Source organism: Flavobacterium sp. B114r (genome assembly GCF_056824125.1).
Genome location: NZ_CP124858.1, coordinates 2950811 through 2966545, shown reverse-complemented (window position 1 = coordinate 2966545; position 15735 = coordinate 2950811). Strand labels below are relative to the sequence as shown.

Below are 15735 nucleotides of genomic sequence, written 5' to 3'. Positions count from 1 at the left end.
AAAAAGTAGTTTTATAAAATAGGCGTCTCTTTTGGGTTTATGTGGTTATGTTAATATTCTGACCAAATTTAACAAATTATTATTTTAAAAAGCAAACAAGTGGAACAATAATTAACAATAAAACGTTAATTTTTGTTGTACAAACATGATTTCAGACCTCATATTGCTAAAAAAGCTTCATTCACCTTCTTTTTTTAATACAAAAAAACAGATATAAACACCTAATAATAAAACAATTAAGACGTTCATATCTGATTTAATTACAGTTTTTCAGTCGAACATTCTTTTATTGATAAACACGAACATAATCGACATAGTATTTTTGAGGCAGTACAGTATCATCTACTTCCGGACCTCCAAAATTTCCTCCTATCGCTAAATTGACTATAATATAAAATGGTTTATCAAATGGCCAGGTGTCTTCGTTTTTTACTTCGGGATTAAAGGTGTAAACGAGTGTAGTATCTACAAAAAAATCAATTTTATCTTTTGTCCATTCAATTGCGTATACATGATATCCTTCTTCTATATTAGGAAAAGGAGTTCTTTTTGTATTAATGGTATTACCATGGCTGTCTTGGGTATGCAAAGTGGTGTACACCATATGCGGATCTCTGCCTATATATTCTAAAATGTCTATTTCTCCGGTTTTTGGCCATTTTACCTGATCAATATTAGCGCCTAACATCCAGAATGCAGGCCATAGACCATGACCAACAGGCAGTTTTGCCTTGGCTTCGATTCGGCCATATCTAAATTCTTTTTTGCCTTTAGTTGTTATTTTAGTCGATGTATATTTGCTGCCTTCTTTTCTGGCTTCGATAATTAAATTTCCATCTTTGATTTCGTGATTTGTTTTGGTATAAATCTGTCTTTCATTATTGCCATAACCACATAGGTCCGGACAACCATCACCAACTTCGAAATTCCAAAAAGCTTCGTTAACTTCTTTTTTATTAAAATTCTCTTCCCAAACTAATTTCCTTTTTACTTCTTGTGCAAAACAAAAACTGGAAATCATTAATAGTGTAATTACTTTTTTCATTGTCTTCTTTTAAAATTTCGAAAAAAAAATAAGAAGGCCAGCCTTAACTGACCTTCTCACTTCATTCTTACTAATTAATCTAAATTATTGATATACTCTCACATAATCAACCTCCATAGAAGATTGTGTAAAGGCAGGATCAATAATACCACCCAGATTGCCTCCCATAGCAACATTCAGGATTAAGAAAAAGTCGCTGTTAAAAGGCAAAGTGCCGTCATTAGGAACGGAATGAATTAGAACATCATCTGCAAACGTTTGTACGGATGCAGGACTCCAAACTGTTTTATAAACATGAAATTCTGTCGAAACATTTGGTATTGTTTTAGAACCTGTATTACCGTCTCCTCCTGAATGTCCAGGATAATGAAGTGTACTTAGAATAACATTCTGATTTTTTCCAACATGTTCCATTATATCGATCTCACCACAGGCTGGCCAGGGTTTTGTCGCATAGTTTGATCCCAACATCCAAATTGCCGGCCATGTTCCTACACCAATTGGAAGTTTAGCTTTTATCTCGACTTTACCGTAAGTAAATTTAAATTTACCATCAGTTTTTAATCTTGCCGACGAATAATCAGCTCCGCCAGAAGCTTCTTTTTTAGCTGTAATTTTTAAACTTCCGCCCTGAACAATCACATTTGTTGCTGAGTTGGTATAATTTTGTTTCTCATTATTTCCCCAACCGCTGTCACCTTTACCCAAATCATAAGTCCATTTAGCAGGATCCGGAGCACCGTCTGTGTTAAACTCATCAAACCATACTAATTTTGTATATTCTGCAGGAGGTGCCTGACTAGGTTTTACAGTAGTAAAGATATGATACCAGGCTAATGAAGGATCACCGCCCATAACTGCTCTTACGACCATTCTATTGGCTGTAATAGACAGGATCTCATAGGAATTCTGACCAATATAGTAACCCATAAATCCGCCATCAGAGAAACTCATTGTTGTACCTCTGGTTTGTGTTGCGTGATTTGGATTTGCCATTACAACTGACTCTGAAGGGCTTAATGAAACTGTTTTTTTACCAGTCGCATTATATGCCAGACAAATATCACTTGGCGAGCTTCCTCCTGCTACACTCGCAAAAGCAGCATTAAAGAATGTTGAACCACCATTATCTAACTCAAATTTTAATGCGTCACCATCCTTAGAGAATGTCAATACATTATCGTACAAACAGCTGCTTGCCGGCGATGCTGCTTTTTCCCAAACTCCTGCTGAATAATAATTTGGAAAATAATTTTTGGTAGCATCTCCATTATTTTGACCTACTCCCAAATGTCCCGGCTCAGAAGCTGACCAATACCATTTTTTAGAAGTTCCGTCAGTTAAAAGCTGAACGGCTTCATCATCTCTAAAGTTACTCAATACTTCGACTTCTGTCGTTATATTGGTGGCTACACCACCTCTTCCTGAAGCGATTACGGTAACTGTATATTTATTTAATCCTGTTTTTGTAAAACGTTTTGTAAATATACCGCTTGGAGAATTCTCTGATGTACCATCGCTAAAGGCATATTTATACGAAACGGTATTGTCTCCTTTTGCAGTAAACTTTACCATTCCTGATCCGTCTCCGTTGGGAGCAGCGGCAGTTTTCCCTATGATTTCAGCCGTAATCTTCAGATTCGCTGGTGCTGACAAATCTCCAAAAGAATGATCGTCATTTTGACAACTTATTGCTAACACCAGTGCAAAAAGTAATACGATATTTATAATTATTTTTTTGCTCATGATTTTTTATTTTAATTGGATTGTTTTATATCATCAAAGTAATAAGTATCTCCTGTTCCTGCTTTTCCAAAGTCCGGAAATAAAATTACTCTGTCGTATTTATTATTAGCACTAAAATCAGCCGCACTCGTAAGATCAAATGTCAAAACATTCCAGGCATTGGCAACTGTTGTTGTTGCATGTACTTCTATAAATACTGTTGGATTACCATTCCCGTCTTTTGGCGAGGTCGAAACTTCCATTTTGTACAATATATCAACTCCTGCTTTTGGCGACCAAACGTTTACTTTTATTTTTGTTCCTTTACTAAAATCAGGCGTACTTTCAAGATTTAAACTTGCTCCTCCCCAGGTTTCTGCTTGTGATTTTTTATCTATCTTAACTACTTTATCAGATACATTCGTTCCGGTTTTATTAGGATTTGTTACTACAGAAGCATCTACATTACCAAATCCGCCCCAGCCAAAAGTTAAATCAGCAGATTCAAAATCAAGAGGTAATGATACAGATTGAGCTGGCAGTTTATAAAAATAAATATTGTCTATAAATACATTTTTACCTGCAGGAGTTCCAACTAGTTTTAGTTGAAAAATATCAGCCACCGTTAATCCCTGACTTGTAAAAGCCGAAATCGGAATATCAACACTTGTCCATTGATTCGCTGTTAGATTTTTACTAACCGCTTTTTCTCCATTCGTTTTACTAATTAAAAATATATCCAGTTTCTCTAAATCTGCTGTCCAAATATCCATATGAATATAATCCATTGCTGAAACATCAACTGTCACACCTTTTAGTTCAATTCCCTGATAATTTAGGTTGGTATAATTCAGCATTTTATCACCCGCCAATTCAAATTCTGACAAAGTCCCTGATTGTCCCCAATTTGGATTAAAATCAGTTCCTTCTACATCTTTATATTTCGAACTGTAGATAGAAATTACATTGGCATCCAGTCTATTTGGAGGAGTTGGAGCTGAAGCAGTTGGATTAACTATTAATATTGCTGTAATCTGCTCTGTATGTTCAACGGTTTTAATGGCAGCACTTTTTGAAACTATACGAACTGTGTATGTTCCGGCTTCTTTATACGTAAATGAAACTGACTCGCCATTGTTGACTGAAACTGGAGTTGTTGTGCCCGGTTCTCCAAAATAAACATCATAAAACAAAGCGAAATCGGCCGTTGCTTTAACAGTTATTTTTTTAGAAACTGATACATCATTTGTAATTACTACAACAAGATTTTCAGGAGATTTAAACGAAACAATAACATCTTTATTGATTTCGGTTGTTTTTCCTGTAACTCCCATTGCTATAATCTTAGATTTATAAACGCCTTCTTTATAGGTATGGGTTGTAGTTGCTCCTGTCGAAAAATAATCTGAATCAGGAGATCCGTCTCCGTAGTTTATTTTGTATTGGGTAACTCCTTCTCCGGTTGGCGTAAAAGTTACCTTACCTGAATTATCCTGAGTTACAGTAGTCAAAACAGCTATGTTTGTTGGTGCACTTAACCCCTCTAAATCAAGATTGCTGTCGTCGCTTGAACAACTCAGAAGAATTGTAAAAACGAAAATGCTTATAATAAAATGTAATTTTTTCATAATAGTGTTTTTTTAGTATCCAGGATTTTGCTGCCAGTTTCCGCTTGCAAATTGAATTTCTTCGATTGGCAATGGGAATAATTCGTTTTTGTTCGCTTTAAAACCCGGTATTTTCCCAACTGCTTTTCCGGTTCTTACTAAATCAAAGAAACGATGTCCTTCGCCAAAAAGCTCTACTCTTCTTTCGGCTAAAATAAAATCTGTAAGTGCTGCTCCTGAAGCTGAGATATCGTGATTAAGATCTCCAAAAGCACGGCGTCTTACCTGATTTAGGTAATTTTTTGCTTTTGTATCATCAATTCCACCGCGGTTATAGGCTTCTGCTGCCATTAATAACACATCGGCATAACGGATTGCTCTGTAGTTGTTTGGATTTGTCAGATTTAAATCTCCTTGTGCTTCTGCACTTCTTTTTCTAGGCAAATACTTTCTGTTAAAATAACCGGTGTCTTCATTTCCTTTTCCAAATGTTACTCCTTTTCCATTATCATAAGCTGTATTTGCTGCTGCCCATGCTGCGATATCCAATATCGTAACATCTTTACGTTTGTCGCCCGCTTCAAAAGCATCAGCGCCTTCCTGGGTTGGAATATTAAAACTAAATCCGGAAGAAAATAATGGGCCGGAATAATTTCTGATTCCGCTAAAACCTACTGCAACATTCCCTTCGCTACATTGCAAACAAGTAAAAGCTGCTCCTTCTACATCTGTATACTGTACTTCAAAAACAGACTCCGGTCCGTTTTCTCCGGCTAATTCAAACATGGCATCAAAATCTGTTTGTAATGCATACTTTCCTGAACCTATAACGGCATCAAGAGATGCTGCGGCTTGTACATATTTATTTTGATACAAATATGCTTTTCCTAGTAATGCCTGAGCAGCACCTTTTGTAACTCTCCCTTTTTGAGATGCTGTTGGAGATAAATTAGCCGACGCAAAAATTAAATCAGCTTCGATTGAGGCATAAACTTCAGCAATTGATGAGCGCGGTGTTGTTTTTTCATCTCCAACTTTAAATCTGGCATCTGCTTTCATCGGGATTCCACCAAACCATTTCACTAACTCAAACTGGTAATATGCTCTTAGAAAACGAGTTTCTGCAAGCAGTTGGTTTTTTCCCTCAAAATCTGTTTTATCTTTAAATTCAAGAATATAATTCGCTCTTTGAACTCCTGCAAACATCCAATTCCAGATGTCTCTTACATTGCTGTTTATCGGTGTATGAATCATATCGTCTACTTGCTGCCAGCCAATTACGTCTGTTGGGCTTTCTCCTCCGGCCAATGTATTGTCTGAAGCAATTTCTCCTAAAATAACATTTGCATAAGTAGATTGCAACAAGTCATAAGCTGCAATTAGTGCCTGCTCATAATCTTCTTTAGAATTGAAATAGTTTTCAGAATCTATAGAATATTTCGGTTTTGGATCAACAAACTCATCTGAACAAGAAATACTTATTGTCGAGAACAGAGTTAGCGTTATAATGGTTGTAAATAAATATTTTTTCATTTTAATTGAAATTAAAAATTAATGTTTAGACCTAATAAATAGGTTCTTGGAACAGGATAAAACCCGTAATCGATTCCGGCACCTATTGGCGACTGAGAAACTCCATCCTGGTTTGTAGGTCCAAATGAAGCACCCGGATCGAAACCTTTATATTTGGTAAAAGTGTACAGGTTGTTTACTCCCGTATAAAGTCTTAGTTTCGTAATCCCTGCTTTTTGAGTCACCTTTGGGTTAATTGTATATCCCACTTGTATGTTTTGAATTCTAAAATAAGAAGCGTCTTCAACATAATAATCTGAAAGAACATTATTTGCTGTTGCTCCTGTGGTTACTCTTGGCACAGAATTACTTGTTCCCTCACCTGTCCATCTGTCTAAAACATAATCGAGTCGATTGGCATCAGAAAGGACTCTTTCGTAATTACGTACCATATCGTTTCCTATTGAGGCAAAACTATAAAGTGCAAAATCAAGGTTTTTATAATTCAGCTGTATATTGAATCCCATTGTGGCATTAGGAATCGGATCTCCAATATTGGTCCTGTCCTTAGTGTCGATTACGCCATCGCCATTTACATCTACATAACGAATATCGCCGGGTGAGCCATTTGCTCCCAAAGCTAATTGCGATGGATGAGCGTCAACTTCTGCCTGATTCTGAAAAATACCATCTGTTTTATATCCGTAAAAATATCCTATTGGTTTTCCGGCTTCCATTCTTGAAGCTGCCGGTTGTCCTACTCCAAAACCACCTTGCTCAATAAATCCAGTTCCGTTATTTACTTCCAGCACTTCGTTTTTAAGAAAGGTTACATTATAACCAACGCTCATAGAAAAAGAATCTGAAAATTTCTCTTTGTAATCTATTGCAAATTCTAATCCTGAGTTTCTAACTGTTCCCGCATTCATTGTTGGGGCACTTGCTCCAGGAGCACCAATTCCTACAATTCCTGAAACCGGTATACCTGGTATTAATAAATCTTTTCGTGTATCAATAAAATAATCTGCTACAATCGAAACTTTATCGTTGATTAATCTTAAATCTAAACCAACATCAAACTTTCTGGCTTCTTCCCATTTCAAATCCGGGTTAGGAATTTGTCCTGTCGCCATTCCATTTACTAAAACCCCGTCAAAAACATAAGTAGCTTCTCCGTCCAGAATACTTAAAAAACCATTATTTTTAATCTGATCATTTCCTAATGTACCATAACTGGCTCTTAATTTTAAGAAATTAAATGTTTTTGATTCTCCAAAGAAGCCTTCATCAGAAACTACCCAACCTCCGGTAAAAGAAGGGAAATATCCCACTTTATTGCCTGGGCCAAATTTTGTCGAAGAATCACGTCTGATCATTGCTGAAAAAAGATACTTTCCTTTATAATCATATTGTGCTCTTCCAAAATAAGAAAGTCTTCTTTGATCGTAAACATAACCTCCGGTATTAAGAGCTGTCGAGATTCCTTTTGTTAAAGAAAGATCTGCATAATCCCAGGAATTATTAGGAACATCAAAACCTGTTGCAACTGCTGAATTTCCCCATTGTTTATAAATGGTATTTCCTACTGTCGCCGTAATATTATGATTTTCTGCTATTTTTGCAGTATAAGTTCCGTAAAGGTCAAAAGAATAATCATTGTCATTTACTGTTCTTTGAGTTACAAAACTTCTCTGTACATCAAACACTTTTCCGCCATAACTTATTTGTGGGCTAAAGTTTTTACCTTCGCTATTGGCAGTATTAAAACCAATTGAACTTGTTAATACAAATCCTTTGAAAATTTTATAATCAAGTCCAAAATTTCCATTTAGTTTTTTATAATTGTAATCGTTGTACGTATTCGCAACTTGTGCTAACGGATTGATTATTTCTGTTCCTAATCCTGTTGTGCTTGGCACTAATGTAAAATTGCCATTTGCATCATAAGGTGTAAGAGTTGCAGGTACATTTAAAGCATTAAATAAAACAGATCCTAATCCATTTTCGTTAATTGTTTTTCTATTGAAATAAGTATAGATAACATTTGTTTTTACTTTAAACTTATCGCTCAAGTCAGCTCCTAATGCTAGTCTGGCAGTATTTCTTAAATAACCCGATTTACCTTCGCCTACAATACCTTCCTGATCTAAATGGGAACCACTGATTGAATAGGTAATTTTATCAGAACCTCCTGAAATAGTCAGATCACTATTTAATATTGGAACACCTTTGCCTAAAACTTCTTTCTGCCAGTCCGTTCCCTTGCCCAAACCGCTTACGTTTGGATAAGGAAGTGCTTTCCCGCCATTGGCATAACTTTCATTTAGTAACAAAGCATATTCAGTAGCATCTAGCATTGGTAACTTTCTTGAAGCTTCCTGAAATCCGGTATAACTATTAAAAGATATTTTTGTTTTCGAATTTTTTTTACCCATTTTAGTGGTAATCAAAATGATTCCGTTTGCACCAATAGTACCATAAATAGCCGCTTGCGCATCTTTTAATACAGTAATCGTTTCGATATCATTTGGATTCAGTATACTTAAATCTCCCACATAACCATCGATAATAGCAGTGGGTCCGTTTTGACCATTTGTAGCTATACCACGAATACGAACATCCAGAGCTGCGCCCGGCGATCCTGATTGTGTCGTAACATTTACACCTGAAATTGTTCCTTGCAGTGCTTGCTCGATTCTTGCTGGTTTCAGGATATCAAGCGTTTTGCTGTCTACTACAGAAACAGCTCCGGTTACTTCTCTTTTCTTTTGAGTTCCGTAACCTATAACTACGACTTCATCAAGAGATCTTGCATCGTCGCTCATTTTTACTGTTATCTTGGTTCCTGAAACCACAACTTCTTGTGTTCTGAAACCTATATAACTGAAAACAATTGTTGTTCCTTTTGGAACATCTAATAATTTAAAAGATCCGTCGAAGTCTGTGGTTGTACTTTGCGAAGAACTCTTAACTTTTACATTTACGCCAGGAAGTGATAATCCTGAGCCATCTAGTACTGTTCCGCTTACATCAAGGGACTGCGAAAACGCATAAGATGTAAACAGAATTAGTACGGTTAGTAATAATTTGGATTTCATAATTAGTTAGTTTTTATTGAAAGATAAATTTATCATAACTCTTTAGGAAAACAACAAAATTAACCACAACAAAAAACATACATCATAAAAAAAGCCTGTGTACATTTAACATTTCTTAAAAAATACCCTTATTTAACTATAAATCATGAATGTTAATTTATTTAACATATTTGTAGTGAATTCACAACAAATAGTTAATGTTGAGGTAATGTATAGTTTTTTTGAGTCGTTTGTTGATGTACTATACAGCCAGAATGTATTCGACTAAACCGATTTCGTGCTGTAAATCCATTTTTTTACGCAAACGATACCTTTTTATCTCTACGCTTCGAACTGAAATATTAAACAATGGAGCAATTTCTTTAGATGAAAGGTTCAATCTCAGGTACGCACAAAGTCGCAGGTCATTTGGGGTTAATACGGGATGAAGTTGTTTGATTCTTTTAAGGAAATCTTTATCGGCGTTATCAAATGCTTCCTTAAAAACATTCCACGAATCTTCCTCGGTAATATTTTTGTTAATGGTGCTTATTACAGATTTTATGTTATTACTGTCGTTTTGATTTGTTTTCTTTAAATCCTCTTTTATAAACGCAAGCAATTCATTTTTGCTGTTTAAACTCATTGTCGAAACTGCCAGTTCCCTATTTTTATTATCAACATCCTGAGACAGCTGCTCATTGCGAAGTTTCATTAATTGCTGCTCGTTTTCTAGTTCTTTAATTTCCAATAAAAGGTTATTTTCTTCAATTAACTTCTTTTCTTGTTTCTGATAATAACTTCTGTATGATTTATTGATAAAATAAGCCAGTACACACATTAAAAGAAAATAAATAAACCAGGCCAGATTTGTCAGATACCAGGGTTTTAAAATAACAAAGGTATAAGTGGCTGTATTTTGCAAGATAGTATTGGCATATTTTGCCCTTACTTTAAATGTATATTTTCCCGGAGAAAGATTTTTAAAATTCACAGTCGCCTTTGTACTCCATTCGCTCCATTCGTTCTGGAACCCCTCGAGACAATATTGATATTCTGAGTTGATGTACTTATTATATTCCGGAACTGTATAGTTTAATGTGATATTATTTTCATTGGCATGAAAACTTCCTTCACTGCTGATTGCTACATTTTTTAAAATTTCATTTTGTTTATTAATGCTGATATCCGTTATAAAAACAGTATAATTTTTAAAACTCAGATCTTCAATATTCAATGTATAATAGCCATCAGTAGTACCTATTAAGTAAGTCGTTTTTGAGATTTGAGTAATGTTCTCAAAACCCAGCATCGAATTGGTTAACGATGACGGAATTGGGATTATATTCTGTTTTAATTGATTGCTCAATTTACTGGCAGAAAAATAATGAATGTAATTTTTAGAGAATAACCAGATTTTATTAGAATTATCAACAATTAATTTACCGGATGTATATTCGTCTTTCTCAAAAATAGAACTGAGCAGATTGTCTTTCTCAAACTGTTTTGTTTTTGGATTTAATTTAAAAATACCGCCTTTATAAGCATAATAAATTTGATTATTAAATTTGGTCAAACTTGCATTTTTTCCTTTATTGGGAGATTTATAAGCATAGAAACCTTGAGTTTTCAACAACGACTGATCTAATTTTAATCTAAAAACTCCTTTGTACTCGTGACTTAGATAAACATCATAATTATCCGTGATTTCAAAATAACGGGAAGAATAATCAAACCCCTGAATTTTGTTTCTGAATCTCCATTGATTGTTTACCTTTTCTAAAACCGAAATTCCGTAATAATTTCCCTGAAGCAATTGGGTCTTCGAATTTGGAACCTGTTCAAATTTCCAGGTTCCCGATCCTGAAAATATACTTCTGGCGGAATCATTTGTCACAATAAAAGTTCCCGAATCATGCCCGCAAAAAAGCGTGTTGTCAAATATAAAAAGAGACCAAACCTGACCTTTTGTTCCATTGATGAATTTAAACTCAGAGTTACTTTGAATGTTTTTACAAAATAATCCCTGATTTGTTCCCACATACAACAAACCATTAAAAGTGGCCGAAGCATAAACTGTTCCTAAAACCCCGGTATCATCTGTAAAACTATGTACCGGCGAATTGATATTGATACAATTGATGCCATTATCAAGTCCAGCCCACAAATTCTGATCCTTATCTTCAAAAAGTGATAAAGCAGTATTGTTGCTCAACCCTTTACTTTGCGAAATATGATATTTCAATTTTCCGTTATCAGATAAAATAAAGATTCCGTTAGAAACCGTTCCCAATGCAAAACTTCCGTCCTGCAAAAGCTGGCTGCTGTAAACAAAACTCGATTTTAATTCCGCATCAACATCCGTAGTAAAACGTGTCAAAGTTTTTCCTGCCAATTTATAAATCCCGTCTAATTGTGTTTGAATCTGCAAACCATCTTCTGTCGTAAACATATTAACGATCGTAAACCTTTTAAGAATCGGATCATCAGAAACCAATTTAGCTATTCCGCTTTCGATCTCAAAAAGCCCTTCATTAAGCGTTTGAAAATAAATGGCATTTTTAGATGCAAACGACTTTACCACACCATTTTTAGGTGCAATTATTTTAAATTTTCCGTTTTTTGTATCATAGATATAAATTCGGTTTAAGGATTGAAACAAAATCCAATGATCATACTTAAGAATGTTCCAGAATTGCTCGTCATCTAAAATTTTATTTTTGATAGTATCACTAAGCGAAGTATATTTTAATTTGCCATTTGCTTGTCTTGTCCAATACCCAAAATTCATGTAACAGCCTGTATAAATTTTGTTCCCAATTACTTTTACAGATCGCATAATAGTTTCGTTGGCTGTAGGATATAACTGCCAATTTGTACCATTGTATTCTAAAAGCCCGTCATTATTAGCAAAATACATATAGTTTTGATCGTCCTGAGCAATCATCCAACTCTGATTTCCGGCGCCATAAACAGCTGATGAATACTTGACAATGGGCGGAAATTCCTGAGAAAACAAGAGAAAACTCATTAAAAAAAGCAGCATAGTAAATTTAGTCTTCAATTTTAGCCGTGGTATTAATTTATTACAAAAACAGTTCTAAAATAGCTTATTTTATAATGAACCAACAAGTTTTTAGTAAAAAAAAAATCAATCCTAAAACCATTTTCCTTCAATGTAAATCTGTTAAAATTTGTAACAATCTCATTAACAAAACTCAATTCAAAATTGATTACTTTTGTAAAAATTGACTTTTTTTATGCAAATTGATCTTTCTACACTCGACCCAAAACATAATATTATAATTAAAGGAGCGCAGGTACATAATTTAAAAAATGTAGATGTTGCGATTCCAAGAAATAAACTTGTCGTTATTACAGGTCTTTCAGGATCAGGTAAATCAAGTTTGGCTTTTGACACTTTGTATGCCGAAGGACAACGCCGCTATGTTGAAAGTTTATCATCATACGCGCGTCAGTTTTTAGGGCGTTTAGACAAACCAAAAGTAGAATACATAAAAGGTATTGCACCTGCAATTGCCATTGAGCAAAAAGTAAATACAACGAATGCACGTTCGACTGTTGGAACTTCGACTGAAATATACGATTACGTTAAACTTTTATTCGCAAGAATTGGACGTACTTATTCGCCAATTTCAGGATTGGAAGTTAAAAAAAACACGGTTACTGATGTTGTTGCCGATGTAAAAACATTGGAATTAGACAGCAAATGGATGTTGCTTGCTCCTATTCATTTAGAAGAAGGAAGACAATTAGAAGATAAACTAAAAGTTTTGCTGCAACAAGGTTTTGCCCGTATTTTGGTCAATAACGAAATGGTGCGTCTGGATGATTTTACGCCTACAGATTTACACAAATTAGACAATAAAGATATTTTACTAATCATTGACAGGATTGTTGTCAAAGACGAAGAAGAGTTTTATAATCGATTGGCAGATGCTGTACAAACTGCTTTTTTTGAAGGAAAAGGAATTTGCTACCTACAGGAGTTAAACTCAGATAAAAGATTTACGTATTCGAATAATTTTGAATTGGATGGAATCACATTCCTGGAGCCAAATGTTCATTTGTTCAGTTTTAATAATCCTTACGGAGCTTGCCCAGTTTGCGAAGGTTACGGAAATATTATTGGTATTGATGCTGATTTGGTTGTTCCTAATACTTCTTTATCTGTTTTCGAAAATGCAATATACCCGTGGAGAGGTGACAGCATGAGTTGGTACAAGGATGAATTGGTCAAACATGCTTACAAATTTGATTTCCCTATTCATAAACCTTACTTTGAACTTTCTGAAGAGCAAAAGGATTTAATATGGAAAGGGAATGGCTATTTTCAGGGTCTGAACGGTTTCTTTAAAGAACTGGAAGAAAAAAATTATAAGATTCAAAATCGTGTGATGCTGTCCCGTTATCGCGGAAAAACAAAATGCCACGCTTGTCGCGGAAAACGTTTACGTGAAGAGGCTTCGTACGTAAAAATAAATGGTAAAACGGTTTCTGATTTAGTTGATTTACCGATTAAACATTTGGTTACTTTTTTCAAAAACATCGATCTTAATGTTTACGAACAGCAAATTGCCAAACGTTTAATGGTCGAAATCAATAATCGTTTGTCTTTCCTGACAGAAGTTGGTCTGGATTACCTTACTTTAAATCGAAATTCGGCAACCCTTTCCGGAGGAGAATCGCAACGTATTAACCTTGCTACATCATTAGGAAGCAGTTTGGTGGGTTCTATGTATATTCTCGATGAGCCAAGTATTGGTTTGCACCCAAAAGATTCAGAGCGATTAATTAAGGTTTTGCTTTCGCTTCGTGATTTAGGAAATACAGTGATTGTTGTTGAGCATGATGAAGATATCATGAAAGCTGCTGATATGATTATAGATATTGGTCCTGAAGCAGGAACTTTTGGTGGTCATTTAGTCGCTCAGGGAACTTATGAAGAAATATTAAAATCAGATTCATTAACAGCAAAATACCTCAATGGCGATTTAGAAATTTCAGTTCCTAAAAAGAGACGAAAATTCAAAAATCATATTGATATTGTTGGTGCCAGAGAAAATAACTTAAAAAATATTAATGTTACGTTTCCTTTAGACGTTTTAACTGTAATTACGGGAGTTTCGGGAAGTGGGAAAAGTACATTGATTAAGAAAATCCTATTTCCGGCGATGCAGAAAAAGCTGGAAAATGCATCTGAAAAAGCAGGTCAGTTTAGCGAAATAAAAGGTTCTTTTTCGCAGATCAAACATATCGAATATGTTGATCAAAACCCAATTGGAAGAAGTTCAAGATCAAATCCGGTAACTTATATCAAGGCTTACGATGAAATTCGTGATCTGTATGCCAAAGAAAAATTATCAAAAATAAGAGGATATCAGGCGAAACACTTCTCTTTTAATGTTGATGGAGGCCGTTGTGAAACTTGTAAAGGAGAAGGCTCTATAAATGTCGAAATGGTCTTTATGGCCGATGTATCATTGCCTTGTGAAACTTGTGGAGGAAAACGATTCAAAAAAGAAGTTTTAGAGATTACTTTTGACAATAAAAATATCAACGATATTCTAACTATGACTATCGATGATGCAATTGCTTTTTTTAATAAAAACAAACAAACAAAAATTACTCAAAAATTACAGCCGCTTCAGGATGTAGGTTTGGGTTATGTACAATTAGGACAATCTTCATCGACACTTTCCGGTGGTGAAGCACAACGTATCAAATTAGCCTCGTTTTTAGTAAAAGGGGCCACGAAAGACAAAGCTTTATTTGTATTTGATGAACCTACAACAGGTTTACACTTTCATGACATCAAAAAACTATTAGCTTCTTTTGATGCTTTGATAGAAAAGGGACATTCGATAATTGTAATCGAACACAATCTTGACCTGATAAAATGTGCAGATTGGATTATTGATTTAGGTCCTGAAGGTGGAGAAAACGGTGGGCATTTATTAGCCGTGGGAACGCCGGAAGATATTGTAAAAGAGAAAAAATCAATTACAGGGATTTATTTGAAAGATAAATTGTAAAAAAAGCTACTAAGTCTCTAAGGTTGTTCTAAGTTTTTCAGACTGAACTTACTGTGATACTATTACCCTGAGGTATAATTTTATTCTAAAAAAAATAATATAAAATAACATTTACCGCAAAGTGGTCGAAGGGCATCACGTAAAGCTTCGACTTCGCTTAGCCGGACAGACAAATAAAAATAATTAAGCCATAAATTACAATAATTATTTACTGTAATTTATGGCTTTTCTGTTTTAAAAATTTAAATCGTTAAGCTACTAAACATCTTTCCTCAAAGGGAAATCCATCTTCATCAATGGCAACTAATACTTTTTTTTGCTTTGAGGCCTCAATGGTTAGATAAAGCCATGCAAATGACCACAATCCTAAAGTCAGGCAAAAAATAATGAAATTCAAACCATGATTTACCACTTTTCCGCCTTTGGAAAGAACTGCAAAAAGAAATTCGTCATTTCTCTCTTCTAATGTAAATCCATTATGAACTTTGTTTGATATCATATTAGAAAATACTTGTAAGCTTTGCTCCTGACTGAGTTCATTCTTTTTCATAATCATTCATTAATAAATTAATCCAAATACTACTACAATTACTTTGTATATTTTAATTTTGTAACAATTGTTACAATCCTAAAAACAGCACAACCTTCACTTTTATTGCCTTAAGTCAGATATTTTTTATCTCAAAAAGCGAAGTGTTGCCAAATTCTCACAT

8 protein-coding genes are annotated in these 15735 nt (G+C 34.6%); 1 reads left to right on the top strand and 7 read right to left on the bottom strand.

The window, feature by feature from the left end; all coding sequences use genetic code 11:
* Positions 1 to 286 precede the first annotated feature (286 nt).
* From QLQ94_RS12680 to QLQ94_RS12655, 6 genes are all read right to left on the bottom strand, one after another.
* Positions 287 to 1045, bottom strand: coding sequence for a glycoside hydrolase family 16 protein (locus QLQ94_RS12680; RefSeq protein WP_271336427.1), 759 nt, complete (start codon positions 1043 to 1045; stop codon positions 287 to 289).
* An 84-nt stretch (positions 1046 to 1129) separates the two neighbouring features.
* The gene (locus QLQ94_RS12675; RefSeq protein WP_427402538.1) at positions 1130 to 2791 is read right to left on the bottom strand and encodes a family 16 glycosylhydrolase; all 1662 of its coding nucleotides are present in this window, start codon (positions 2789 to 2791) and stop codon (positions 1130 to 1132) included.
* An 11-nt stretch (positions 2792 to 2802) separates the two neighbouring features.
* The gene (locus tag QLQ94_RS12670; protein WP_427402537.1) at positions 2803 to 4398 is read right to left on the bottom strand and encodes a hypothetical protein; all 1596 of its coding nucleotides are present in this window, start codon (positions 4396 to 4398) and stop codon (positions 2803 to 2805) included.
* Between the two features lie 12 nt (positions 4399 to 4410).
* A complete protein-coding gene (locus tag QLQ94_RS12665; RefSeq protein WP_271336424.1) occupies positions 4411 to 5910 on the bottom strand; it encodes a RagB/SusD family nutrient uptake outer membrane protein in 1500 nt (499 codons plus the stop codon).
* Positions 5911 to 5921: 11 nt separating this feature from the next.
* Entirely contained in the window at positions 5922 to 8987 is a 3066-nt protein-coding gene (locus tag QLQ94_RS12660; protein ID WP_482497358.1) for a SusC/RagA family TonB-linked outer membrane protein, read from the bottom strand.
* Positions 8988 to 9228: 241 nt separating this feature from the next.
* Positions 9229 to 12030 (bottom strand): triple tyrosine motif-containing protein, encoded by a 2802-nt coding sequence (locus tag QLQ94_RS12655; protein ID WP_338083386.1) that lies wholly within the window; start codon positions 12028 to 12030, stop codon positions 9229 to 9231.
* 196 nt (positions 12031 to 12226) lie between these two features.
* Between QLQ94_RS12655 and uvrA the strand changes: the two genes are divergently transcribed.
* Positions 12227 to 15022: an excinuclease ABC subunit UvrA gene (gene uvrA, locus QLQ94_RS12650; protein WP_271336422.1), complete on the top strand. Its 2796-nt coding sequence runs from the start codon at positions 12227 to 12229 to the stop codon at positions 15020 to 15022.
* Positions 15023 to 15272: 250 nt separating this feature from the next.
* On the opposite strand, the gene QLQ94_RS12645 is transcribed toward uvrA, so the two are convergent.
* Positions 15273 to 15572 carry a hypothetical protein gene (locus QLQ94_RS12645; protein ID WP_072956831.1) on the bottom strand — a complete coding sequence of 100 codons (300 nt, stop codon included), beginning with the start codon at positions 15570 to 15572 and terminating at the stop codon, positions 15273 to 15275.
* Positions 15573 to 15735 lie beyond the last annotated feature (163 nt).